This window comes from Nocardioides xinjiangensis (assembly GCF_017916455.1).
GTDB classification, from domain to species: domain Bacteria; phylum Actinomycetota; class Actinomycetes; order Propionibacteriales; family Nocardioidaceae; genus Nocardioides; species Nocardioides xinjiangensis.
In genome coordinates this window covers 140977-165052 of the sequence record NZ_JAFMSY010000003.1, presented here as the reverse complement: position 1 = coordinate 165052, position 24076 = coordinate 140977, and the positions used below count along the sequence as shown (strand labels likewise).

General features: G+C 72.6%; 25 protein-coding genes. 14 read left to right on the top strand and 11 right to left on the bottom strand.

The window, feature by feature from the left end; translation table 11 throughout:
* Positions 1 to 55 precede the first annotated feature (55 nt).
* Positions 56 to 1474 (top strand): choice-of-anchor P family protein, encoded by a 1419-nt coding sequence (locus tag J3P38_RS14285; RefSeq protein ID WP_210504145.1) that lies wholly within the window; start codon positions 56 to 58, stop codon positions 1472 to 1474.
* A 30-nt stretch (positions 1475 to 1504) separates the two neighbouring features.
* Here the strand turns inward: J3P38_RS14285 and J3P38_RS14280 are convergent, their stop codons facing one another.
* The gene (locus tag J3P38_RS14280; RefSeq protein ID WP_210504144.1) at positions 1505 to 2446 is read right to left on the bottom strand and encodes an LCP family protein; all 942 of its coding nucleotides are present in this window, start codon (positions 2444 to 2446) and stop codon (positions 1505 to 1507) included.
* Positions 2443 to 3057 (bottom strand): hypothetical protein, encoded by a 615-nt coding sequence (locus J3P38_RS14275; RefSeq protein WP_210440425.1) that lies wholly within the window; start codon positions 3055 to 3057, stop codon positions 2443 to 2445. The genes J3P38_RS14280 and J3P38_RS14275 overlap by 4 nt, the downstream gene beginning before the upstream one ends.
* A 149-nt stretch (positions 3058 to 3206) precedes the next feature.
* On the opposite strand from J3P38_RS14275, the gene J3P38_RS14270 reads away from it, so the two are divergent.
* The 3 genes from J3P38_RS14270 to J3P38_RS14260 are packed head-to-tail and all read left to right on the top strand — an operon-like array spanning position 3207 to position 7873.
* Entirely contained in the window at positions 3207 to 7076 is a 3870-nt protein-coding gene (locus J3P38_RS14270) for a multifunctional oxoglutarate decarboxylase/oxoglutarate dehydrogenase thiamine pyrophosphate-binding subunit/dihydrolipoyllysine-residue succinyltransferase subunit (protein WP_210504143.1), read from the top strand.
* A 9-nt stretch (positions 7077 to 7085) separates the two neighbouring features.
* Positions 7086 to 7262, top strand: coding sequence for a DUF6104 family protein (locus J3P38_RS14265; protein WP_210504142.1), 177 nt, complete (start codon positions 7086 to 7088; stop codon positions 7260 to 7262).
* On the top strand, positions 7262 to 7873 hold the full coding sequence (locus J3P38_RS14260) for an acetoacetate decarboxylase family protein (RefSeq protein ID WP_210504141.1): 612 nt from the start codon (positions 7262 to 7264) through the stop codon (positions 7871 to 7873). Before J3P38_RS14265 ends, J3P38_RS14260 begins: the two co-directional genes overlap by 1 nt.
* Here the strand turns inward: J3P38_RS14260 and J3P38_RS14255 are convergent.
* Entirely contained in the window at positions 7870 to 8571 is a 702-nt protein-coding gene (locus tag J3P38_RS14255; RefSeq protein ID WP_210504140.1) for an SDR family oxidoreductase, read from the bottom strand. The two genes, J3P38_RS14260 and J3P38_RS14255, sit on opposite strands and share 4 nt — an antisense overlap.
* A complete protein-coding gene (locus tag J3P38_RS14250; RefSeq protein ID WP_210504139.1) occupies positions 8568 to 9536 on the bottom strand; it encodes a zinc-binding dehydrogenase in 969 nt (322 codons plus the stop codon). Before J3P38_RS14250 ends, J3P38_RS14255 begins: the two co-directional genes overlap by 4 nt.
* Before the next feature lie 69 nt (positions 9537 to 9605).
* Here J3P38_RS14250 and J3P38_RS14245 point away from each other — a divergent pair, with 69 nt between their 5' ends.
* Positions 9606 to 10847, top strand: coding sequence for a GNAT family N-acetyltransferase (locus J3P38_RS14245; RefSeq protein WP_210504138.1), 1242 nt, complete (start codon positions 9606 to 9608; stop codon positions 10845 to 10847).
* 21 nt (positions 10848 to 10868) lie between these two features.
* Here the strand turns inward: J3P38_RS14245 and J3P38_RS14240 are convergent, their stop codons facing one another.
* Positions 10869 to 12044 (bottom strand): NAD(P)-dependent malic enzyme, encoded by a 1176-nt coding sequence (locus J3P38_RS14240; RefSeq protein ID WP_210504137.1) that lies wholly within the window; start codon positions 12042 to 12044, stop codon positions 10869 to 10871.
* A gap of 20 nt (positions 12045 to 12064) precedes the next feature.
* Positions 12065 to 12445: a S24/S26 family peptidase gene (locus J3P38_RS14235; protein WP_307807924.1), complete on the bottom strand. Its 381-nt coding sequence runs from the start codon at positions 12443 to 12445 to the stop codon at positions 12065 to 12067.
* Positions 12446 to 12495: 50 nt separating this feature from the next.
* Between J3P38_RS14235 and sodN the strand changes: the two genes are divergently transcribed.
* The 4 genes from sodN to J3P38_RS14215 all read left to right on the top strand — a co-directional run bounded on the left by sodN (position 12496) and on the right by J3P38_RS14215 (position 16075).
* Entirely contained in the window at positions 12496 to 12897 is a 402-nt protein-coding gene (sodN, locus tag J3P38_RS14230; protein ID WP_210440826.1) for a superoxide dismutase, Ni, read from the top strand.
* A gap of 275 nt (positions 12898 to 13172) precedes the next feature.
* The gene (locus tag J3P38_RS14225) at positions 13173 to 14453 is read left to right on the top strand and encodes a DNRLRE domain-containing protein (protein ID WP_210504136.1); all 1281 of its coding nucleotides are present in this window, start codon (positions 13173 to 13175) and stop codon (positions 14451 to 14453) included.
* 358 nt (positions 14454 to 14811) lie between these two features.
* Positions 14812 to 15228, top strand: a complete 417-nt coding sequence (locus J3P38_RS14220; RefSeq protein WP_210440416.1) for an ATP-binding protein — start codon at positions 14812 to 14814, stop codon at positions 15226 to 15228.
* Position 15229: 1 nt separating this feature from the next.
* Positions 15230 to 16075, top strand: a complete 846-nt coding sequence (locus J3P38_RS14215; protein ID WP_210504135.1) for an RNA polymerase sigma factor SigF — start codon at positions 15230 to 15232, stop codon at positions 16073 to 16075.
* 5 nt (positions 16076 to 16080) lie between these two features.
* On the opposite strand, the gene J3P38_RS14210 is transcribed toward J3P38_RS14215, so the two are convergent.
* Positions 16081 to 16497 (bottom strand): hypothetical protein, encoded by a 417-nt coding sequence (locus tag J3P38_RS14210; RefSeq protein WP_210440414.1) that lies wholly within the window; start codon positions 16495 to 16497, stop codon positions 16081 to 16083.
* Between the two features lie 158 nt (positions 16498 to 16655).
* Here J3P38_RS14210 and J3P38_RS14205 point away from each other — a divergent pair, with 158 nt between their 5' ends.
* Positions 16656 to 16907: a WhiB family transcriptional regulator gene (locus J3P38_RS14205; RefSeq protein ID WP_056601527.1), complete on the top strand. Its 252-nt coding sequence runs from the start codon at positions 16656 to 16658 to the stop codon at positions 16905 to 16907.
* Positions 16908 to 16925: 18 nt separating this feature from the next.
* On the opposite strand, the gene J3P38_RS14200 is transcribed toward J3P38_RS14205, so the two are convergent.
* A complete protein-coding gene (locus J3P38_RS14200; RefSeq protein ID WP_210504134.1) occupies positions 16926 to 18407 on the bottom strand; it encodes a sensor histidine kinase in 1482 nt (493 codons plus the stop codon).
* A gap of 69 nt (positions 18408 to 18476) precedes the next feature.
* On the opposite strand from J3P38_RS14200, the gene J3P38_RS14195 reads away from it, so the two are divergent.
* Genes J3P38_RS14195 through J3P38_RS14185 form a run of 3 tightly spaced genes read left to right on the top strand, consistent with a single transcriptional unit; the run spans position 18477 to position 21505 of the window.
* Positions 18477 to 19331 carry a DUF2785 domain-containing protein gene (locus J3P38_RS14195; protein ID WP_210504133.1) on the top strand — a complete coding sequence of 285 codons (855 nt, stop codon included), beginning with the start codon at positions 18477 to 18479 and terminating at the stop codon, positions 19329 to 19331.
* Between the two features lie 9 nt (positions 19332 to 19340).
* Complete coding sequence (locus tag J3P38_RS14190) at positions 19341 to 21014, top strand: acetolactate synthase (RefSeq protein ID WP_210504132.1); 1674 nt, start codon at positions 19341 to 19343, stop codon at positions 21012 to 21014.
* 11 nt (positions 21015 to 21025) lie between these two features.
* Positions 21026 to 21505 carry a GNAT family N-acetyltransferase gene (locus J3P38_RS14185; RefSeq protein WP_246856256.1) on the top strand — a complete coding sequence of 160 codons (480 nt, stop codon included), beginning with the start codon at positions 21026 to 21028 and terminating at the stop codon, positions 21503 to 21505.
* 3 nt (positions 21506 to 21508) lie between these two features.
* Here the strand turns inward: J3P38_RS14185 and J3P38_RS14180 are convergent, their stop codons facing one another.
* Complete coding sequence (locus J3P38_RS14180; protein ID WP_210504131.1) at positions 21509 to 22924, bottom strand: hypothetical protein; 1416 nt, start codon at positions 22922 to 22924, stop codon at positions 21509 to 21511.
* Entirely contained in the window at positions 22921 to 23427 is a 507-nt protein-coding gene (locus tag J3P38_RS14175; protein ID WP_307807923.1) for an RNA polymerase sigma factor, read from the bottom strand. Before J3P38_RS14175 ends, J3P38_RS14180 begins: the two co-directional genes overlap by 4 nt.
* A gap of 99 nt (positions 23428 to 23526) precedes the next feature.
* Here J3P38_RS14175 and J3P38_RS14170 point away from each other — a divergent pair, with 99 nt between their 5' ends.
* Complete coding sequence (locus tag J3P38_RS14170) at positions 23527 to 23901, top strand: thioesterase family protein (protein WP_210504129.1); 375 nt, start codon at positions 23527 to 23529, stop codon at positions 23899 to 23901.
* Between the two features lie 75 nt (positions 23902 to 23976).
* Here the strand turns inward: J3P38_RS14170 and J3P38_RS18535 are convergent, their stop codons facing one another.
* Complete coding sequence (locus J3P38_RS18535) at positions 23977 to 24051, bottom strand: 50S ribosomal protein bL37 (protein WP_369759046.1); 75 nt, start codon at positions 24049 to 24051, stop codon at positions 23977 to 23979.
* Positions 24052 to 24076 lie beyond the last annotated feature (25 nt).

Genomic DNA, 24076 nt, shown 5'->3' with positions numbered 1-24076 from the left:
GGCCGGTCACTGGGGACGGCCCACGTGTCGACTCCCCCGGACCCCGGGAGGGAACATGCAGAACCTGATCCGCCGACCGTTGGCGGCAGCCGTCGCCATCGGCGTGAGCGCCTCGCTCGCGCTGGCCACCGGAGTCGCACCGGCGCTGGCCGACGGAGCCGGCACCGGCACCGACGCCCGCGCGGCGCGGTCGGCGCTGACCGACTTCGGCTATCGCGGCGACGTCTACGGCGTGAAGCTGGTGACCGACAGCGTCGAGGCGCTCAACCTCAAGGACGCGCACGCACAGCAGCTGTGCACGCGCTCCGTGGGCAAGGTCACCGAGCAGCGGAGCGCTGTGTCGGTCCCGGACAACCCGCTGATCCACGTCTCGGCGAGCACGAGCCGCACCGAGACCTACGTCGACGGCAGCACGCACGGCGTCCGCGGCACCAACACGATCGGCGACATCTCGATCGGCGGGACCGTCGGTCCCCTGACGACGCCGCGGCTGGTCATCAAGGGCCTTCAGACCACCGCTCACGCGTTCAACACCCCGCGGGGCTACGGCCACGCCGAGAGCTTCACCTTCGCCAGCATCTCCCTCGAGCTGCTGGAGAACACGGTCGTGCAGCAGCTGCCGCCCGAGCTGCAGCAGCTCCTCGCGCCGCTCGAGCAGGTGACCGACACCGTCTTCACCGGCACGCAGCAGGCCGCCCAGCAGGTCTTCCAGGTCCTCAGCGACGTCACCAAGCCGATCGTCATCCCCGGTCTCGGGTCGATTGCGCTGGGCTACAAGACCGGCCGGGCCAACAGCCACAACGCCCAGTCCCAGGCCTCCGCGCTGCGCATCGAGGTCACCGCCGGCGGTCGTCGCCAGCTCGTCGAGCTGGGCACGGCGCGGGTGCGCATGGGCGGTCCCGCCCCGGTCGGCGTCTTCCGCTCGGGCGGCACGGCCATGGACTACCAGGCGCTCCGGGGAGCGCTGAAGTTCGGCAACGTGCAGCACAAGGCGCTGCCGTGCCAGGGCTCGCGCGGACGCACGCAGACCTACCAGGTCCCCCACGCCAGCCAGCTGGTCCCGGTGCCCGTCCTGCTCGACGGCATCACCTACCAGGTCAACGGCGACCAGTACCGCGCCAAGAAGGTGGCCAAGGGCTGGTCCCGCACCGCCATCAGGTCGGTCTCGATCCCGACCGCGCAGCTCGTCATCACCGACGTCAGCTCGCGGGCCGCGATGCGCCAGAAGACCGGCAAGCGGGTGGGCTCCAAGGTCTCGACAGCCATCGGGTCGATCACCGTCGGCGGTCAGCCGCTCGAGGTGCCCGCCCCCGGCGGCGTCGTCGAGCTGCCCAACGGCGCCGGCGAGATCCAGCGGCAGCTCGTCGACACCGGGTCGCGCGGGTCGCAGGTCATCGCGCTGCGGATCAAGCTCTACTCCGAGGCGGTCGTGATCGACCTCGCCCGCACGGCGGGCCGGATCTACCCCCACTGAGCACCGGGCGGGGTCGCTGCGCGACCCCGCTCAGCAGTGACGCAGGGCGGCGTCCTGGCGGGCCTCGCGCCCCAGGCGCCGCGCCTGCGCCACGTCGGGGAACACCACGCTCGCCGCGCCCACGAAGCCGATCCGACCACCGATCACGCAGGTGGTGATCCTGCGCGGGTCCACCTGCGCGACGGCCTGCGCGATCTCGAAGAGCTCGGCGGGCGAGGCGTTGGTGTCGGTGTGCGCCAGCACCGTCATCACGCCGCGCTCGATGAAGCCGGGCTCGTCCGCCTGGCTGCGGATGCGCGCATGGATGCCGCGCAGCGTGCGCTGCTGGTTGGCCGAGCGGTCGAAGTCGCCACCCGCGAGGCCCTTGCGGATCCGGGAGAACGCCATCGCGTTGTAGCCGTCGAGGTGGACCCGGCCCTTCGCGAACCCTTCCTTCTTCAGGTACGGGTCGGAGAACCGGCGCGGGTTGCTCACGGTGATGCCCCCGATGTCGTCGACCATGTCCTCGAAGAACGGGAACCGGGTCACGACGACGTAGTCGGGCTCGATCCCCACCAGGTCGCTCATCGCTCCGGCCATGCCGCGCGGGCCGGCGACGTAGAGGGCGGAGTTGATCTTCTCCCGACCGTGCCCCGGTATGGCGACCCAGGAGTCGCGGGGCACCCCGATCGCGGTGGCCGAGCCGGTGCGGGTGTTGATGCCGACCATCTGCAGCGCGTCGCCGCGCGCGCGGGTCATCTCCTGTCCCGGCCGGGCGTCGGAGCCGACCGCGAGGATCCACACGACGTCGTCCCCACCGGTTGCGACACCCTGCGCGTGGCGGATCTTGACCAGGCTCACGTCGGTCGGCTGCACGGCGGAGGGCGGGATCGCGAGGCCGGTGGCGGCGAGCACGGCGGCCAGCACGGCGGTCCGGGTGGTGCGGCGCGCACGCCGCAGGTGCCCCACGAGGTCGGTCCGGCGGGTGGTCATCGGCGGGCTCCCCTCGCGACGTCGTAGCCGAAGATGCGCCACGTCCCGCTCCTGCGCGTGAGGAACAGCCGGCCGCGGACGGTCGTGGTCGCGGTCCTCGGTCCGGTGGTGTCGAACCGCAGGACGAAGTGGGCCGTCACGGCCCGGGCCTGCCCGCGGGTGGCCAGGATGTCGAGGGTGACCGCGCGCCGCCGGGGCGTGACCGACTCGATCCGCCGGCCGGTGGTCTGGTTCGTGAGCAGCGCCTTGTCGCTGCGCGCGCGCTCCTCGGCAGCCCCGGTGAAGCCCGGGAACGCCGACGGGAAGCTGCTGCGCGGATAGGTGCCCCCGAGGTAGGCGGCCTCCCACCAGCGGTCGACGACCTCGCCGACCTGCCGGCGCACTGCCTTGCGCCGCGCGACCGGGAGCCGTCCGTGCACGCGGTGGATCCCGGTCCTCGTCGGCACCGGGTGCGAGGCCAGCTCCACCTGCGCGTCGCCGCCGGGACGCTCCGGCGCGGCCGACGGATCGCCGGTGGACCGGCAGCCCGCGGACAGCGGGAGCAGGGCGACGAGGACGACTCCCGCGAGGCGACGGGCACCCCGGGTGCGGCCCGATGAGGGGCGTGGCATGAGCTCTCCAGGCAGTGGTGTCGGGGCTGTGGCCCACACCATGCATCAAACGAAAGGCCCGCCCCTGCATTTGCGTGCGTGTGCGACTAGCCTTGTCGGCGACTTGGTCATTTCCTCGCGCGAAGAATCCTGGAAGAGGCGAAACAAGCGTGGCGCAGTCCCCGAACGGGCAGTCCGGCAACCAGTCCTCGGTTGCACCGTCATCCGACCTCGGAGCCAACGAGTGGCTCGTGGAGGAGATGAAGGAGCAGTACGACAAGGATCCCGCCAGCGTGGGTCCGGAGTGGGCGGCGTACTTCGGCAACGGCAGCTCGGCGGCCTCCGCCGCGCCGGCGGCCCAGGCCCAGCCTGCGAAGCCTGCCGCGGCTGCCGCCCCGGCCTCGGCGCCCGCGAAGGCCCCTGCCAAGGCCCCCACCCAGGCGGCCGAGAAGGCGCCCCAGAAGGCGCCCCAGCAGGCTGCGTCCCCGACGCCCCGCACGTCGACCCAGAGCTCGTCGGCGGCCCAGCAGGAGGCGCCGAGGACGGAGTCCCCCGCGCCCAGGTCCACGCAGCGTCCGGCCGCCGCCGCCGAGGAGCCCGCCAAGGGCACGAGCAGCCCGGTCGCGAAGGACCCCAAGCCGGCCGCCCCGACCGACGCGGGCGACGAGCCCACGTACACGGTGCTGCGCGGCGCGCCCGCCCGCACGGCCGCCAACATGGACGCCTCCCTCAGCGTCCCCACCGCCACGTCGGTCCGCTCGGTCCCCGTCAAGCTCCTGTGGGACAACCGCACCGTCATCAACAACCACCTCGCCCGCGCCCGCGGCGGCAAGGTCTCCTTCACCCACATCATCGGCTACGCCCTCGTGAAGGCGCTGCGCGCGATGCCGGAGATGAACGTCGGCTACGAGGTGGTCGACGGCAAGCCCAACCTGATCACGCCGGCCCACATCAACCTCGGCCTCGCGATCGACATGCAGAAGTCCGACGGGACCCGGCAGCTGCTCGTCCCGAGCATCAAGGGCGCCGAGGCCATGGACTTCGCTGCCTTCTGGACCGCGTACGAGGAGATGGTGCGCAAGGCGCGCGACGGCAAGCTGACCGTCGCCGACTTCCAGGGCACCACGATCTCGCTGACCAACCCCGGCGGCATCGGCACGGTGCACTCGGTGCCGCGCCTGATGGCCGGCCAGGGCGCGATCATCGGCGTCGGCGCCATGGAGTACCCGCCGGAGTGGCAGGGCGCCTCCGAGGAGGCGATCAACCGCAACGCCATCAGCAAGGCGATGACGCTCACCTCGACCTACGACCACCGCGTCATCCAGGGCGCGCAGTCGGGCGAGTTCCTCAAGCGCGTGCACGGCCTGCTGCTCGGCGAGGACGACTTCTACGACGAGATCTTCCGCTCGCTGCGCATCCCCTACGAGCCGATCCGCTGGGCACGCGACGTGGTGGCCAACCACGACGACGACATCGTCAAGCAGGCCCGCATCCTCGAGCTCATCCACGCCTACCGGGTCCGCGGCCACCTCATGGCCGACACCGACCCGCTGGAGTACCGCCAGCGCAGCCACCCCGACCTGGAGGTGGAGTCGCACGGCCTCACCCTGTGGGACCTCGACCGCGAGTTCGCGACCGGGTCCTTCGGCGGCGAGGGCCGGCGCTTCATGAAGCTGCGCAACATCCTGGGCATCCTGCGCGACTCCTACTGCCGCACGACCGGCATCGAGTACATGCACATCATGGACCCCGAGCAGCGCAAGTGGATCCAGGAGCGCGTGGAGCAGCCGCACGTGAAGCCGCCCCGAGAGGAGCAGCTGCGCATCCTGCTCAAGCTCAACCAGGCCGAGGCGTTCGAGACGTTCCTGCAGACCAAGTTCGTCGGCCAGAAGCGCTTCAGCCTCGAGGGTGGCGAGACGACGATCCCGCTCATCGACGAGATCTGCGAGGCGGCCGCCGAGACCGGCCTCGACGAGGTCGCCATCGGCATGGCGCACCGCGGCCGCCTCAACGTGCTGGCCAACATCGTCGGCAAGAAGTACAGCCAGATCTTCCGCGAGTTCGAGGGCAACATCGACCCCCGAACGGTCCAGGGCTCCGGCGACGTGAAGTACCACCTCGGCGCCGAGGGCGAGTTCGTCGCCGGGTCCGGCGACAGGATCAAGGTGTCCGTGGCGGCCAACCCCTCCCACCTCGAGGCGGTCAACCCGGTCCTGGAGGGCATCGCGCGCGCCAAGCAGGACATCCTCGACCAGGGCGAGAAGTTCCCGGTGCTGCCCCTGCTCGTGCACGGCGACGCCGCGTTCGCCGGGCAGGGCGTGGTGGCCGAGACGCTCAACCTCTCGCAGCTGCGCGGCTACCGCACGGGCGGCACGGTGCACCTGGTCATCAACAACCAGGTCGGCTTCACCACCGCTCCCGGCTCGTCGCGCTCCTCCCTCTACGCCACCGACGTGGCGCGGATGGTGCAGGCGCCGATCTTCCACGTCAACGGCGACGACCCCGAGGCCTGCATCCGGGTGGCCCGGCTGGCGTTCGACTACCGCCAGGCCTTCAACAAGGACGTCGTCATCGACCTCGTGTGCTACCGCCGCCGCGGGCACAACGAGGGCGACGACCCGTCGTACACCCAGCCGCTGATGTACGACCTCATCGAGCAGAAGCGCTCGGTCCGCAAGCTCTACACCGAGTCCCTCATCGGTCGCGGCGACATCACGATCGAGGAGGCCGAGCAGGTCCTCAAGGACTACCAGCAGCAGCTGGAGCGGGTCTTCACCGAGGTGCGCGAGGCCAGCTCGGAGGCGCTCACCGAGTGGACCACCGTGCCGGACTACCCGGACAAGCCGGCGGGCGACTTCTCGACCGCGGTCAGCCCGGAGGTCCTCAAGCGGATCGCCGACAGCTACGTCACGCCGCCGGAGGGCTTCACGGTCCACCCGAAGGTGATGCCGCAGCTGCAGCGCCGGGCGGCGGCGATCACCGAGGGCCCCATCGACTGGGGCACCGGCGAGATCCTCGCCTTCGGCTCGCTCCTCATGGACGGGCGCCCGGTGCGGCTGGCCGGCCAGGACTCGCGTCGTGGCACGTTCGTGCAGCGCTTCGCCACCATCATCGACCGCACCAACGCCGACGAGTGGACGCCGCTGACCAACCTCACCGAGGACCAGGCCAAGTTCCACGCCTACGACTCGCTGCTCTCGGAGTACGCCGCCCTCGGGTTCGAGTACGGCTACTCCGTCGCGCGGCCCGAGGCGCTGGTGCTGTGGGAGGCGCAGTTCGGCGACTTCGTCAACGGGGCGCAGATCGTCATCGACGAGTTCATCTCCGCCGGTGAGACCAAGTGGCGCCAGCAGTCCGGGGTGGTGCTGCTGCTCCCCCACGGCTACGAGGGACAGGGCCCCGACCACTCGTCGGCGCGCATCGAGCGCTTCCTGACGATGAGCGCCGAGGACGCCATGGTCGTCGCGCAGCCGTCGACGCCCGCGTCGTACTTCCACCTGCTGCGTCGCCACGCGCTGGGCGAGGAGCACCGTCCGCTCATCGTCTTCACGCCGAAGTCGATGCTCAAGCGCAAGGAGGCCGCCTCGCAGCCGGCCGACTTCGTCGGGGACACCACCTTCCGGCCGTTCATCGGCGACGCGAGCGCCGACCCGGACAAGGTCGAGACCCTCATCATGTGCTCGGGCCGGGTCACGTGGGACCTCATGGTGGAGCGGGGCAAGCGCGACAACGGCGACACGTTCGCGATCGGCCGCATCGAGCGGCTGTACCCGAACCCGGTCGAGGAGATCAGGGCCGAGATCGCCAGGTACCCGCACCTCAAGGCGATCCGCTGGGTGCAGGACGAGCCGCGCAACATGGGCCCGTGGCCGCACTACCAGCTCAACGTCTGGCCGCACCTCGACCTCACGGTCGAGCCGATCACCCGCCCCGCGTCGGCGTCGCCGTCGGTCGGCACGGTGAAGCGCCACGTGGAGGAGCAGAAGACGCTGCTCGACGCGGCCTTCGAGGCTCCGCGCGGTCACAGCACCGACTACTGAGGTCCGCGGGTGTACTTCACCGATCGAGGCATCGAGGAGCTCGAGAAGCGCCGGGGTGACGAGGAGGTCACCCTGGCGTGGCTCGCCGAGCAGCTCCAGGCGTTCGTCGACTCCCACCCGGACTTCGAGGTGCCCATCGAGCGCCTGGCCACCTGGCTGGCGCGGCTCGACGATCCCGAGGACTGATGTACCCCCCGGCGCCGTGGCGGCTGCACGGCCAGCTCTGGCTGTCGCTGTTCGGGGTCGGTAGAGGCGGTGCGCCGGGGCGCCCGCCCGGCGTGTGCGCGGTGGCGCTGGTGCGCTACGAGGCGCCGGGGGTGCTGACCTACGACGAGCTGCTGGTTTCCCGTCCGGTGGCGCGTCCGGTGCGCGGCGTGACGGTCGACCAGATCTGGGTCGACTCGGCTGCCTCGATGCTGGGCGGCCGGGAGCTGTGGGCGATCCCGAAGGAGCTCGCCGCGTTCGACGCGGGGGTGCGGCGCTCGCGCCTCGTCGACCGGGCCGCCTGGCGGGTCACGCACCAGGGCGCGCCCGTGCTGCAGGCACGGTTCGAGGACGCCTCCCGGTTCGCGCCGCGGCTCCCGTTCCGCGGCACCGTGTGGCAGCCGGGGCTCGTCGGCGAGCCGGGGCTCGACGGTCCGCGCAGCGCACGGCTCTCGGGCTCCGCCCGCGCGCTCCCGTGCCGGGGCCGGTGGCACTTCGCCGGCGACGGGCCGCTCGGCTGGCTCGCGGGGCACCGGCCGTGGCTGTCCGTGCGCCTGACGGACTTCGCGCTGGAGGTCGGCGGAGCGTCCTAGGTGGCGCGGGGCACCACCGGACGGACCGTCACGTCCGGGATCGTCGCGTCCGCCGGCAGGTCGATGACGTGGAGGATGGTGTCGACGACCGTGTCGGCGCTGATCCAGCGCGAGGAGTCGTACGTGCGACCCTCCTGCTCGTGCACCTTCTCCTGCATGGGCGTGGCGGTCCTGCTCGGGTACACGGTGCTGACCCGCACCCCGTTGTCGACCTCCTCGGCGCGCAGCGCGTCGGCCAGGGCACGCAGGCCGAACTTCGAGGCGGCGTACGCCGACCAGCCGGCGCTCGCGGTGAGCCCCGCCGAGGAGTTGACGAAGACGATGCTGCCGCGGCTGCGACGCACGTGCGGCAGGAACTCGCGCGTGAGCACCGCCGGGGCGGTGAGGTTGACCGTCACCTGCTCCTCCCAGGCCGCCAGGCGAAGGCGCTCGACGGGTCCGAGGTCCACCACACCGGCCACGTGGAGCAGCGTGTCGACCGCACCGTCGACCTGGCGCCCGATGCCGTTCAGCGTGCCCGGGTCGGCGAGGTCGGCGACCAGCAGCTGTGCCTGCGGGAACGACGCGGCGAGCTCGCGCGCGCGGGCGTCGCTGCGGGCGAGGAGGACCAGCTCGTCGCCGCGGTCCGCGAGCCGGTGCGCCAGCGCGAGGCCGATGCCGGAGCCGGCACCGGTGAGGACGTGACGCCGCGCGCTCACCGGGTGAACACGATCTTGCCGAAGACGTCGCCCTGGGCCATCGCCGCGAAGCCGTCGCGCGCCTGGTCCATCGGGAGCGCGCGGTCGACCAACGGGCGGGTCCCGGTGGCGTCGAGGAACCTGACGAGGCGGTCGAGCTCCCCGCGGGTGCCCATCGTCGAGCCGATCACCGACAGCTGGGTGAAGAAGATGCGGGTGAGCCCGGCGTCCGCGACGTCGGGGCCCGAGGTCGTGCCGCTGATGACGATGCGGCCGCCCGGGCGCAGCGAGCGGACCGAGTGGCTCCACGTGGCCCTGCCGACGGTCTCCATGACGGCGTCGACCCTGACCGGCAGGCGCGTGCCGGACTCGAACACCTCGTGGGCGCCCAGCTCCAGCGCGCGTCGGCGCTTCTGCTCGTCGCGACTGGTGGCGAGGATGCGCAGGCCGGCGGCGCGGCCGAGGATGATCAGCGCGGTCGCGACGCCGCCGCCGGCGCCCTGGACCAGCACGGTCTCCCCGGGCTTGCAGTCGCCCTGCACGAACAGCATGCGGTAGGCCGTCAGCCACGCGGTCGGGAGGCAGGCCGCCTCCTCGAAGGAGAGCGAGGCGGGCTTGGGCACCAGGTTGCGGCGGGGTACGACGACCTGGTCGGCGAAGGTGCCCTGATGCCGCTCGGACAGCAGCGAGCGGCCGGGGTCGTCGGCCTCTGCGCCCGTCCATGCCGGGTCGCCGATGACCCCGTGGACGACGACCTCGTTGCCGTCCTCGTCGAGCCCGGCGGCGTCGCAGCCGAGGATCATCGGCAGCGACTCCTGGCGCAGCCCGACCCCGCGCAGCGACCACAGGTCGTGGTGGTTGAGGCTCGCCGCCCTCACGGTCACGGTGGCCCAGCCGTCCGGCGCCTCCGGGGCCGGCCGCTCCCCCACCACCAGGCCGCTCAGCGGGTCGTCGGACGAGAAGGACTCGGCGTAGACGGCGAACATCCTCAGACCCTAGCGAGTGGCGCTCGTTATCCGCTTGCGGGTCCCGGGGCCGGACGATTGGCTGGCGGCGTGAGCATCGACGTACGTCCCTCGCAGGACGCCGACCGCTACCTCGCCACCGACCAGCTCGTCTGGTTCAGCGAGGTCTCCCCCTCCGACGCCGACCACCTGCGCCTCGGCATCCCCGAGGACCAGCGGTTCGTCGTCGACCTCCCCGGCGGCCCGCGCGACACGCACAGCGGCATCTACGGGGTCCGGCCGATGCAGATGTCGCTGCCCGGCGGCGCCCTGGTGCCGATCGCCGGCCTCACCTGGGTCGGCGTGCACCCCGACTGCCGCCGGCGGGGCGTGCTCTCGGCGATGATGACCGACCACCTCGCGCGGACGCGCGAGGCGGGCACGGCCGTCTCCGCGCTCCACGCCAGCGAGGCCGCCATCTACGGTCGGTTCGGCTACGGACTCGCCGTGCTCACCCACCAGGTCGACGTCGGTCGCGGGACGACCTTCACGGCGCCGCACCTCGAGCACGAGGCGGCCGCGATCACGACCACCCTGCAGACCATGTCCGACCCCGGGGTCGCCGAGCGCATGCGGGCCTGCCAGCTCGCCGCCGCGCCGGACGTCCCCGGTGCGGTCGTCGGGTCGGCCGACTTCTTCACGCTGATGACGTACGAGTCGCCGGAGCAGCTGCGCGGCAAGGAGCGCCGCCGCGTGGTGTTCGCCCGCCGCGACGGGACGGACGTCGGCTACGTCGGGCTGCGCCGCGAGCACCGGTGGACGAACGCGCGGCCGTCCGGCACGGCCACCGCCGGCATCTTCTGCGGTGGCCCCGCGGCGCGGCTGGCGCTCGCCCGACGGGTCGTCGACCTCGACCTGATGGGCACGACCAGGCTGGAGAACGTCGGGCTCGACGACCCGCTGCTCGGCTGGCTCGGGGGGCCGCGTGGCACCGGCGACCTCCAGACGTGGGACAGCACGTGGGTGCGCCTGGTCGACCTCCCCGCGGCGTGGGCACTGCGCGCCTACGAGGGGGACTGCGACGTCGTCGTCGAGGTGGAGGACCGCCACGCGCCGTGGAACGCCGGGCGTTGGCGCCTGCGCTGCTCCGGCGGCGCCGGGGACGCCGGCCGCACCGACTCCCCCGCCGACCTCACGCTCGCCATCGACGTCCTGGGCGCCGGCTTCCTCGGTCACTCGATCGCGGCGGGGCTCCGCGCGGGCCTGGTGCGCGAGCACCGGCCCGGCGCGTACGGCGAGCTCGCGCGGGCGATGCGCACGCTGGTCGCACCCGAGCCCTCGATCGGCTTCTGAGCCCCCCGGCCGCGACAGGCGTCAGCGGCGCGCGACCCCGTCGCGCCGGGCCGCCGCCGCGACGGCCGACCGCACGGCGCCGGGCACCCGTGGGTCGAACGGCGACGGGATCACCAGGTCCTCGCGCACGTCGTCGCCGACGAGCTCGGCGAGCGCGGTGGCAGCGGCGACCTTCATCCCCTCGGTGATCGCCGTGGCGTGGACGTCGAAGGCGCCCCGGAAGATGCCGGGGAAGGCCAGCACGTTGTTGATCTGGTTGGGGAAGTCGGACCGGCCGGTGGCCACCACGCGGGCGTACCTGTGCGCCAGGTCCGGATGCACCTCGGGCGTGGGGTTCGCCAGGCCGAAGATGATCGCGTCGTCGGCCATCGAGGACACGATGTGCTCCGGCACCTGGCCACCCGAGACGCCGATGTAGACGTCGGCTCCCGCCATCACGTCCGCGAGGCTGCCGCTGCGACCGAACCGGTCGGCGGTGTCGCGGGCGAGCGCGGCCTTCACCGCGGTCAGGTCGGACCGCCCGGAGTGGAGCACGCCCTGCCGGTCGAGCACCACCACGTCCGCGACCCCGGCCTCGAGCAGGATGCGGGCGACCGCGACGCCGGCCGCGCCCGCGCCCTGCACCACCACGCGCGCGGTCGCGGGGTCGCGACCGGTCAGCCGGAGGGCGTTGGTGAGCGCGGCGAGCGCGACGACCGCGGTGCCGTGCTGGTCGTCGTGGAAGACGGGGATGTCGAGGCGCTCCTTGAGCCGCGCCTCGATCTCGAAGCAGCGCGGCGCCGAGATGTCCTCGAGGTTGATCCCGCCGAAGCTCGGCGCGAGCCGGGCGACGGTCTCGATGATCTCGTCGACGTCCGTGGTGTCCAGGCAGATGGGCACCGCGTCCACGCCGCCGAACTGCTTGAACAGCACCGCCTTGCCCTCCATCACCGGCATCGCCGCGGCGGGGCCGATGTCGCCGAGACCGAGCACCGCGGTCCCGTCGGTGACGATGGCGACCGTGTTGGGCACCCAGGTGTAGTGCTGCGTCATCGACGGGTCGGCGGCGATGGCCTCGCAGACACGGGCCACGCCGGGGGTGTACGCCAGCGAGAGCTCGTCGGGGCCGCGCAGCGCCACCGTCGAGACGGTCTCCATCTTGCCGCCGACGTGCAGGTCGAACACGGGGTCGCCCGCGTGCGGGTGAGGCGTGGCCATGCCGGGGATACTGGCACAGCTCAGCGGCTCCGGAGCCTGCGTCCCACACGTGGCGAGGGCCACACCCGCAGGCGTACGACGCCCAGCACGCGCTCCTCGGCGACGGGCCCCCGGTGGCGTGAGTCGACGCCCTCGTCTGGGTTGTCGCTCAGCAGCCACCACCCCGGGGCGCCTGACGCCGTGCGCCGTGGCTCGACGGCGCGCTTGACCGTCAGCGTCCCGTCGGCGAACCGGGCGACCACGAGGTCCCCGGGCCGCACCCGGGCACCGTGGCGCACCAGCAGCAGGTCGCCCTCCGACAGGGTCGGCAGCATCGATCGGCCCCGCACCCGCGCGGTGCCGAAGGGCGCCCCGGGACCCTCGTCCCCGGGGACGAGACCCCGCTCCCGACGCCGTCGCACGCGGAGTAGTGTCGCAGCTGCTGCACATCTTCCCGATCGAGAGGAATCCGATGCTTCGCCACCTGCTTGCCCCGACCGTCGAGGTCTCCGCCCACTGCGACCTTCCCTGCGGCGTCTACGACCCCGCCCAGGCGCGCATCGAGGCCGAGTCCATCAAGGCGATCATCGCCAAGGTCGCCGACAACGACGACCCGGACTTCCGCACCCGCGCGATCCTCATCAAGGAGCAGCGCTCCGAGCTCGTCAAGCACCACCTGTGGGTGCTGTGGACCGACTACTTCAAGCCCCCGCACTTCGAGAAGTACCCCCAGCTCCACACCCTGGTCAACGAGGCCACCAAGCTCGCCGGCGCGTCCGGCACCAAGGGCGAGCTCGACGCCGAGGTGGCCGACAAGCTCCTCGCCAAGATCGACGAGATCGCCGAGATCTTCTGGGAGACGAAGAAGGCCTGAACGCCTGGAAGGCCTTGACCCGCACCAGCGCTGATCCGACGCCGCCTCAGTCCGCCACGAGCTCGCACGTGGACTGAGTGCGGCGTCGAGCACGTTCTGGGTCCGGTCCTCGTCATACGGGGAGGAGTGGGCGTTGCGCAGCACACGGCGGCCACACGCTTGAACCGCCGCTCGCCGGATCAACCTGTGACGTTGCTCGCCCCACAGGCGGGGCCCGGGCAGCACGAGGCTCCCTCAAGTTGACCTCACGGACACGCGTTCGGATGGTGGCCATCATGAAGAAGTTCGTCCCAGCGCTGGCGGTGGTCCTCGGCGTCACCGGCCTCGCGATCCCCCACCCTGCACACGCGGCTCCGTCCCGGACCACTGCTGTCGCCGACGCGTACGTCAACGTCCGCTCGCAGAGCGTCCGTCATGCCGATGCGGTCACTCTCAAGGTCGACGGAACCGCCGGGCGCCGCAAGCAGGCCTTCTTGAAGTTCACCGTCCCGACGGTGCCTGCCGGTCAGGAGCTCAGCCGGGTGGCGTTGCGGCTGCGGCCGCTGACCTCGTCCAAGCAGGGCGTCCGTGTCCATCGCACGAGCCGCCGATGGTCCGAGGAGACGCTCACCTGGGGCAGCAAGCCCACTGGGCGGACACTGCTGGGAGCGTCGGCCGCGGTGCAGTCCGGCGTGACCGAGGTCATCGAGCTCGACGCGTCCCGCATCGCGCCCGGGCGGGTGTTGTCTGTCCGGGTGGCGACCTCGGCGCAGTCGCCCGTGTCGTTCGCGTCCAGTGAGGCGCGCACCGTCGCCTACCGGCCCAGCCTGTCGGTGCGCCGCTCCTCCGCCACGACACCCAGCCCGACCCAGACGCCCACCTCGGCCGGTGTTCAGCCGACCGGTGTGGCGGGTGGGTGGAGCACCACGTTCCAGGACGAGTTCAACGGCACCAGCCTCGACACGAGCAAGTGGAAGCCGAACTGGTTCGACGAGGGCGGATCCATGAACAACGTGGGCACCTACGCCGACAACGTCACCGTCGCCAACGGTGAGGCGCGTCTGCAGCTGTCGTCCTCCACCCGGGGCGCCCTGATCCACACGGGCGGCGGCTACCGGGGCGACCCGAACCGCTACGGCTTGCCCGTGGGTGGCGTGGCGGAGGCTCGCATCTGGTTCCCTGGCAACGGGTCGTCGCTGTACAACTGGTCCGCATGGTGGGCCAACGACACCTACGACGGTGTTTCCGGTCAGCCGGTCAATGGTGAGCACGACATCGCCGAGATCCTCAGCAGCGGTGCACTGACCGTCAACTACCACAGCAGGTCGGGCGCACACAACCAGGGCTCGGTGCCGGGCTACTGGGGCGACGCGTTCCACACCTACACGCTGCACCGGAAGCCCGCGAGCGTCGACGTCTACTGGGACGGCCGGTTGGTCAAGTCGTACTCGACGGACGACAGCGGAGCTCCGATCGAGCTGATCCTGAACGTCGGATCAGGTCAGGGCACCACGGTCACCGGTCCTGCTGGGGCGATGCGCGTCGACTACGTGCGTGCGTGGGAACCCGCGCACTGACCGCACCCACGTGCGTCGTCCACGGCGGCCCAGGCGTGCGATCCACCTGAGGAGCGTCGCCGACAGCCCTACGGCCGGCCCGGTTCGCACGAGGTCCCCACGAGGCCAGCGGACCCGCGCGGGAAGCGGCGCGGCAGCGTCATGGTCGGCCCTTGCCCGCCCCAACTCGCGGACCTTCCGCAGGCCTCCGGTCGGAGCGCGGAAGGCACCGTTCAGGCCTTCTTCCGATCGGCTCGCCGCTGCGCTCCTCGGTCCCTCCACACCGGGCCCGGCCGCCACACTCGTGGCCGCCGGGCCCGGTGTCGCATGTCCTAGGGTGTGGCGAGCACACCAGCCTCGACGACGGGACAGGACGCAGATGGCAGACAACACGGGGGGCGCCCGCGCCGACGTCGAGCTCCGGCTCCCCGCCGAGGGTGCCTACGCGACGATCGTGCGCACGACCGCCGCGGGCCTGGCGGCACGGCTCGACTTCACGATCGACGACATCGAGGACCTGCGGATCGCCATCGGGGAGGCGAGCGCGCTAGCCATCGGTGAGGCGGACCCCGGGACGGACCTGGTGGCGTGCTTCTGGTTCGGTCGGGGGTCGATGACCATCGAGCTGGACGCCGAGGCCGTGGACGACCCACCACTCGATCCGGAGAGCTTCGCCTGGCAGGTGCTCGACACGATGGCGCAGGACGCGTCGGCAGGATCCGAGGGCGGCCGCTTCCGCGTCCGCTTCACGGTGACGTCGACGGTGGCTGCGGGGATGACAGGTGCCGAGCTCTGACATGAGCGACGTCACGGGGGACACGGGGGACCACCTGGCGGCGGAGGCCGCGCTGCACCGCGAGCTCGACGAGGACGTCGGGCACGTCGGCCTGGAGCAGGTCCGCACGCGCAGCGCCGAGCTGTTCGAGGTCCTGCGCGGCGACAGCGGCGTGGTGGAGCAGGCGAGGGCGCGCGACGACCTGGTCCACCTGCACCTGTCGCTCGTCGAGCACTGCGCGCGGCGCTTCCGCAACCGCGGCGAGCCGTTCGAGGACCTCGTGCAGGTCGGCACGATCGGGCTGATCAAGGCCATCGACCGCTTCGAGACCGACCGCGGCGTCGAGTTCTCGACGTACGCGACCCCGACGGTGATCGGCGAGATCAAACGGCACTTCCGCGACAAGGGCTGGGCCATCCGCGTGCCGCGTCGGCTCCAGGAGCTGCGGATGCAGATCGGCGCGGCGACCGGGGAACTGACGCAGAAGCTGGGCCGCTCCCCCACCCCGCGAGAGCTGGCCGAGGTCATCGGCTGCACGGTGGAGGAGATCATGGAGGGGATCGAGTCCTCCCACGCCTACGCCACGCTGTCGCTGGACGCCTCCGACGACGACGACGACGGTCCGCCGGCCATGCTCGCCACCCTCGGCGTGGAGGACGCCAACATCGAGCACGTGGAGGTCCGCGAGTCGATCAAGCCGCTGCTCGAGGGCCTCGGTGACCGCGAGAAGCGGATCCTGCTCCTGCGCTTCTTCAAGAACATGACCCAGTCGCAGATCGCCGAGGAGATCGGCGTGTCACAGATGCACGTCTCGCGCCTGCTCACGCGCACCCTCGCACAGCTGCGGGCCTCGCTCGAGCAGGACTGAGCCCCTCACGCGGGACGCGCGTCCTCCTCGAGCACCCGCGTGGTCGCCGGGTGCAGCAGCCCCGCGATGACGAGGAGCGCCGCCAGCGCGAGCGCCACCGGGAGCAGGACGCTCCAGACGTCGCGGAAGTTCCAGGCCAGCCCGAGCTGGATGAGCTGCACCATCACGACCGGCCCGCGGGCCCAGCGTCGCGCCTTCCACAGCGACCAGGCGCACCAGGCGAGCCCACCGGCGGCGGCGAGGAAGAAGATCGACGTCGTCACCCCCATGGTGAGCCGGGCCGCGCGGAGGTTGGCCACCTCCAGGACACCGAGCACGAGCAGCCCGAACGCCTCGAGCGCGGCGAGCGAGGCGGCGACCACGAGCGGAGGCGGCGCGACGGGGTCGGGATCCCGGGGATCGGCCGAAGGGGTGACGGGCACCGGACAACAGTAGTTGTGACCGACGCGACCTGCGTGTGGGGTTGTGTGAACGTTCAAGTCTTGCCAGTCTGGACGCTGCGCCTCGTAGCGCCCGGGCTCCGCTGAATGTCCGAAAACAGCACCTGCCTGTGAACTTGGAAAGAGGGATTCCCCCACTCATGGATTGGCGCAGCCGCTCCGCATGCCTCGACGAGGACCCTGAGCTGTTCTTCCCAATCGGCAACACCGGACCCGCGATCCTCCAGATCGAGGAGGCCAAGCAGGTGTGCCGACGCTGCGAGGTGCGCGAGCAGTGCCTTGCCTGGGCCCTCGAGGCCGGGCAGGACCACGGAGTCTGGGGCGGTCTCAGCGAGGACGAGCGCCGGGCGCTCAAGCGGCGCAACGCGCGCGCCCGGATCCGCACCGCCTGACCGCGGCGCGGTGACGCGCTAGTCGACGGGCAGGTCCGCCTGCACCCGGGTGCCCCGGCTCCCGGGACCGATCTCGAGCACGCCGCCCAGCTCGGACTCGACGAGCGTGCGCACGATCGACAGGCCCAGCTGGGTCGATCCGTCGAGGTCGAAGCCCTCGGGCAGGCCGCGGCCGTCGTCCTCGACGACCACGTGCAGCCGCCCGACGATGCGTCGCGCCGTCACCACCACCCGGCCCTCCTCCCGACCCTCCCCCCGGTCGGGGAGGTCGGCGTAGCCGTGCTCGACGGCGTTCTGTAGCAGCTCGGTGAGCACCATCGCCAGCGGGGTGGCGGCCTCCGACGCCAGCTTGCCGAAGGATCCCCTGCGGACCACCCGCACCGGCACCTCCACGCCGCTCACGTCGACGACCATGGAGCCGAGCCGGTCGGCGATGTCGTCGAAGTCGACGGTCTCCTCCACCGCGTGGCTCAGCGTCTCGTGGACGATCGCGATGGAGCCCACGCGGCGCACGGCCTCCTCGAGCGCCGCCTTGGCGTCCTCGGCGCGGGTGCGCCGGGCCTGCAGGCGCAGCAGGGCCGCGACGGTCTGCAGGTTGTTCTTCACGCGGTGGTGGATCTCGCGGATCGTGACGTCCTTGGTGACCAGCTCCCGGTCGCGACTGCGCAGCTCGGTGACGTCGCGCACCAGCAGGAGCGCACCGCTGCGCTCCCCCTGCGGGCGCAGCGGGATGCTGCGGACGATCAAGGTGACCTCGTCGGTGCCGACCTCGGTCGCGCGGCCGTCACGGCCGCCGAGGACGGCGCTGAGCGTCTCCTCGTCGGGGCGCATCCGGACCGGCACGAGCTCGCGGGTGAGGTCGGTGAGGACGAGCCCCGCGAGGTCGCCCTGCAGGCCGAGCCTCCGGTAGGCCGAGAGCCCGTTGGGGCTGGCGTAGACGACGCGCCCGGCGGGGTCCAGCCGCACGAAGCCGTCCCCGACCCGCGGCGAGTCGGCGTGGTCGCTGCGCTGGCCCGGGAGGGGGAAGTGGCCCGCGGCGATCATCTGCGTGAGGTCGGCCGCGGTCTGGAGGTAGCTGAGCTCGAGGCGGCTCGGGGTGCGTACGCCGAGCAGGTTGGTGTTGCGCGCGATGCAGGCGACCAGGCGCCCGGCGCGGCGCACCGGGATCACCTCGACCCGCACGGGCACGTCGTCGCGCCACTCCGGGTCGCCCTCCCGCACCAGGCGCCCGGTCGTGAAGGCCTCGTCGAGCATGCGGCGGCGACCGGTGGGGATGAACGTCCCCAGGACGTCGTCGACGAGCGCGGTGGGGCCGGTCGTGGGTCGCATCTGCCCACCGGCCCAGTAGCCGCGGCCCTCGCGGTCGGGCAGCCACAGCACGAGGTCGGCGAAGGAGAGGTCCGCGAGGATCTGCCAGTCCGCCATGAGCAGCTGCAGCCACGAGACGTCGTCCTCGACGAGGTCGGTGTGGGCTCGCACGAGCTCGTGGAGGGAGGGCACCCGGCAAGCCTAGGTGCACCGCAGCCCCGGACTAGGGCAGTGTGGGAGGCGGCTGGCAGGATGGGGCTCATGTCGCTCGGGTACTGGAGCCACGTGCAGGCCGCCGGGTTCGAGGTCCCCTCGGACCGCCCGCTCGACGACCTCACGGCCGAGCTCACCGCGATGCTCGGGTCCACCGAGCCCGAGGTCCGCGACGGCACGGCCTACCCCGCGCTGGCCACCTGGATCGGCCGCGGCGTCTACGACGACCTGCTGGCCGGGCTGGGCGACGGCATGGTGGCCGGACTGTCCGTCGGGCTCGGCGACACCGGCGCCGACACCGTCTTCCGGCGCAGCTTCAGCGCGCTGATCCTCGCCGAGTGCCTGCACCGCAACAACGAGCAGCACCTGCTGCCCGGCGCGAAGGTCCTCGACTGGGGCGACCGCATCGCGGTGTGGTTCCTCACCGAGGCCGACACCCGGGGCTTCGTCCCGGGCAAGGGCTGGGCGCACGCGGTCGCGCACGGCGCCGACGCCATCGGCGCGCTCGGCGAGTCCCCGCACCTGGCCGGGCCGGAGCACGCCGCGCTCCTCGACGTGCTGGCCGAGCGGCTGGTCCGGCAGCCCGCCGAGGCCCCCCTCGCGGCGGGAGAGCCCGACCGGATCGCCGCCGCCGCGATGCGGATCCTGCGCCGCAACACGCTCGGCACCGACGTCCTCGAGCCCTGGATCCTGCGTCTCGGCGCCGCCGGCAACCCCTTCGGCGGGCCGGTCGACCACGACCCCTTCGCCGCGACGGCGGCCGCGCAGGCGTTCCTCCGGGCGCTGTTCGTCCAGCTCTCCCTCGCGCCCGACGCGCCGGCGGTGCGGCCCGACCTGCTGCTCGTCCTGATCGAGGCGCTGCGGACGACCAACGCCCCCTACCTGCGGGTAGCAACCGGCTAACCTCGGTCCATGACCGAAGAGATCACCGGGCACAGCGGCGAGCTCGCCGTGCACGTGGCCCGCGCCCACGGCGTGGAGACGATGTTCACCTTGTCGGGCGCCCACGTCTTCCCGATGTACGACGGCGCCGTCCGGACGCAGAAGGAGGGGCAGGGCCCGCCGATGCGCCTGCTCGACGTGCGCCACGAGCAGACCGCCGCCTTCGCCGCCGAGGCCACCGGCAAGCTGACCCGGGTGCCCGGTCTCGCGGTGCTGACCGCCGGGCCGGGCGTCACCAACGGCATCAGCGCGATCGCGCAGGCCCAGTTCGCCGGGTCGCCGATGGTCGTCGTGGGCGGCCGCGCGCCGCAGAACCGCTGGGGCACCGGGTCGCTCCAGGAGCTCGACCAGCCGCCGATCATCGCCCCGGTCGCGAAGGCGGCGCGGACGTTGATGACCGCCGGCGACGTCGCCGCGGGGATGGACGAGGCCTTCACCCTGGCCCGCTCGAGCCACCGCGGACCGGTCTTCGTCGACGTACCGATGGACGAGTTCTTCAGCTCCGCCTCGGGCACCGTCGGCACCGGCGAAGGGGTCCGCATCGAGCCCGACCCGGACGCCGTGGCGGCCGTCGCCCGGCTGCTCGCGCGGGCGAAGCGCCCGGTCCTGGTCCTCGGCACCGACGTGTGGGCCGACCACGCGGAGGCGGCCGCGCTGCGCTTCGTGGAGGACCTCGGCATCCCGACGCTGACCAACGGCATGGGCCGCGGGGTCGTGCCCGGGGGGCACCGCTCGCTGGTCACCAAGGCGCGGGGCGCCGCGCTGTCCGGCGCCGACCTGGTGGTCGTGGTGGGCACGCCGCTGGACTTCCGTCTCGGCTACGGCCTCTTCGGCGGGCCCGACAAGAACCCCGACGGCGCCTTCGCCAAGGTGGTGCACATCGCCGACTCCCCCGCCCAGGTCTCCGGGCACGCCGAGCTCGCGGCGTCGGTCGCCGGTGACCTCACCACCGTCCTCGACGGCCTCCAGGCCGCGATCGAGCGCGGCGACAAGCCCGACTGGCAGGCGTGGGCCGACCAGCTGGCCGACCAGGTCCGGGCGGCTGCGGCCCGCGACGCCGAGCTCCTCACGGCCGAGGCCGACCCCATCCATCCGGCCCGGATCTACGGTGAGCTCGTGCCGCGGCTCGAGCAGGACTCGGTGGTCATCGGCGACGGCGGCGACTTCGTGTCCTTCGCCGGCAAGTACGTCGAGCCGCAACGGCCCGGCGGCTGGCTCGACCCGGGTCCCTACGGCTGCCTCGGTGCCGGTCTGGGCGCGGCCATCGCGGCCCGCCTCGCCCGGCCGAGCGCCCAGGTGACGCTGCTGCTCGGTGACGGCGCCGCCGGCTTCTCGCTCATGGACGTCGACACCCTGGTGCGCCACGACCTGCCGGTCGTCATGGTGATGGGCAACAACTCCGCCTGGGGCCTGGAGAAGGGCCCGATGCAGATGCTCTACGGCTACGACGTCGTCGCCGACCTCGCCCAGCGCACGCCCTACGACGAGGTCGTCAAGGCACTCGGCGGCGCCGGCGAGACGGTCACCGACCCGAGGCAGATCGGCCCGGCGCTCGACCGCGCGTACGCCGCGGGGGTGCCCTACCTCGTCAACGTGATCACCGACGTCGAGGCGGCCTACCCCCGCAACACCTTCGGCATCTGAGCGGCACCGCCATGGAGCTGCGCCGCATCCGACCCGAGGAGCACTCGGCGGCCGGCGAGGTGTGCGTGGCGGCGTACGACCCGCTGCTCGGCGGCGCCGAGGACGACTACCGGAGGCGGCTGCGCGACGTGGCCGCGCGCGACGCGCAGGCCGAGGTGTGGGTGGCCGTCGAGGAGCGGCGGCTGCTCGGCGTCGTGACGTACTGCCCGCCGGGATCCCCGTGGCGCGAGATCGGCCGTGACGACGAGGGCGAGTTCCGGATGCTCGCGGTCGACCCGGCAGCCCGGGGCCGCGGGGCGGGCACCGCCCTCGCGCGGCTGTGCGAGGACCGCGCCCGTGAGCACGGTGCCACCGGGATGGCCCTGTCGTCGCTCGCGACGATGTCGTCGGCGCACCGGGTCTACGCCCGGCTCGGCTACGAGCGCGACCCGGGCCGCGACTGGTCGCCGGTGCCCGGCGTCGACCTGCTCGCCTTCAGCAAGTCGTTCTGAGCCTCAGCACCGGCGCATCGTCGACGGGTCCGTCGGGTCGTCGAAGCACACGACGGCGCCGGGCAGCGCGGCCATCTCGGAGCGAGACACCGTCTGCCAGAACCAGAGCCGCCAGGTGCCGTCCTCGGCGGCGACGGCGGTGACGAGGGTGCCGTCGGGGGTCAGCCAGGTCCGGTGCGACCCGTCGTCGGTGAGGTCCACCTCGCCGACGGGGTCGAGCGCGCGGAGCCGTCCACCGTCCTGGCGGAGGACCTGGACGTAGCCGGGGTCGGAGGACGAGGCGATGACCACGGAGGCGCCGTCCGCGAAGACCCCCACGGGCTGCGTCGTGAGGACCCGTGGATCGGCCACGTCGAGAGCGTGGTCGATCGTGCGGCCGTCCGCGCCCTCGACGACCAGGCTCGGGTCGGCGACCGCCTCCAGCCGCGCGGTGAAGGCATACCCGTCGTCGAAGGTGGCTGACTCCCCGAGCCCGATGCTCTCCTCGGCGACGTCGGCCACGTCGGGGAGGTCGTCGGCGGCCCCGTCCTCGCACGGGGTCCTCGCGTCGTCCATGACGTCGTGCCGGAGGCACCCCGCGTCCACGTGCTCGAGCCGCCCGTCCTCGGTGAGGCGCCACGTCCAGGCATCGCGCACGGTGACGAGCGGCCTCACGATCGTCATGTTGCCCCTGGCGTAGGCGTTCACCGACCGGCTCGACCAGAGCTCACCGTCCTCGACCCAGAAGTCCTGCTGGCGCACCATCTCGTAGTGCTCGGTCTTCGTGCCCGGGACCGGGATGTCGCCGCTGAGGAGCAGCTCCGGCTCCTCGGCGACCGCCTCCACCAGCAGGCCGTCACGCAGGTCGAACACCAGCGGGTGGCCCCCGCCGCCCGGTCCCGCGGCGGGGTCGTCGTACCGGAGCACCAGTTCCTGGTCGCCGTCGCCGTCCGCGTCGACGGGCGGCAGCGCGGTCGTCCCGATCGTGGTCCCGAGCTCGGCGATGCCGTAAAGGTCCTCGCCGGTGCTGCTGAGGGTCGTCTCCAGGCGCGTCCGTCCGTCGAAGTCCTCCGTGGGCTCGCCGAGGAAGTCGACGACCTCGTCGGTGCCGTCGCCGTCGAGGTCCAGCCGGGCGGGCGTCGAGACGTCGTCGGCCTCCCAGTGGCGCCCCACGTCGTCGGGGAGCACGACGGGCGGCTCGTCGGGCCTGGGCGCGACGTCGTCGGAGCGCGGGTCGCGGCCCAGGCCCTGCAGGACCACGCCGAGGACGAGGAGCACCGCCGCGGCGGTGGCGAGCAGCACCCACGGCGACCAGCGCGGTCGCAGCGGGGCCGCCGGCGCGAGCGGCGCGAGGTCCTCGGGACGTACCAGGTCGGCACGGGCCGTCAGCGCGGCACGCAGCCGCTGCTCGAGGTCGACCGTGTCGGGCGTGGTGCTCATCGCTGCTCCGTCCCCTCGCTCCGCGGCCCGGTGGGCCGCATGCCCTTCTCCAGCGCCACCAGCGCGCGGCTGGCGGTGGACTTCACGGTGCCGCGACTGACGTCCAGGGTCTTGGCGATCTCCGCCTCGGACAGGTCGGACCAGTAGCGCAGCACCAGGACCTCCCGCTGGCGCGGCGCGAGCCGGTGCAGCGCCTCGATGACCTCCCGGTGCTCCTCCGCCAGCACCGCGCTGTCCTCGGGCGAGGGCGCGGCGACGTCGTGGGGAGGTGAGTACGCCCGCGCGGTCCGCCGCCGACGCAGCGCCGACCGCGCGGTGTTGACCACCGAGATCCGCAGGTAGGCCAGCGCCTTCGACGGGTCCCGCACCGCCTCCGGCCGCCGGGCGAGGGCGGCGAACGCGTCCTGCACGACGTCCTCCGCCGAGGCGAAGTCGTCGACGAGGAGCACCGCCAGCCGGACCAGGGCGAGCCGGTGGGCAGCGTAGAGCTCAGTGATGTCCACTGAAGGCTCCATCCCGAGGGACCTCGTGCTCATGTCTGGTAGACGTGTCGTCGTCCCTCAGGTTGCCCCACCGACCCCACCATCTCCGGGAGGCCCTCCGTGCCCCAGCTCCAGACCGCGACGCTGACCTACCACGTGACCGACGAGGACACCGCCGCGTCGCTCGGCAGCGGCTCGCTCCCGGTGCTCGGCACGCCCCGGCTGCTCGCGTGGCTCGAGGCCGCGACCTGCGCCTGCCTCGCGCCGGTGCTCCCGGCAGGCTCGACGAGCGTGGGCACGCGGGTGCAGGTGGAGCACCTCGCCGCCAGCCCCGTCGGCGCCGAGGTGGAGGTCAGCGCGTCGAGCGCGTACGAGGACGGCCGGCTGCACCGGTTCACCGTGAGCGCGCGGGACACCTCCTCGGGCAAGGTCCTGGCGGCCGGCGAGGTGACCCGGGTCGTGGTGGACGCGGAGCGCTTCCTCTCGCGGTTGTGAGCCGGTCGCGACCCCCGGACATGCAAAAGTCCCCGCCGCGGCGGGGACTTCTACGGTGCTGACGTCGTGTGACGCTCAGGCGTTGGGGCGCTTGCCGTGGTTCGCGCCCTTCTTCTTGCGAGCGCGGCGCTTGCGTCCGGTCTTGCCCATGGTGGTCCTCCTGGAATCGGTGCTC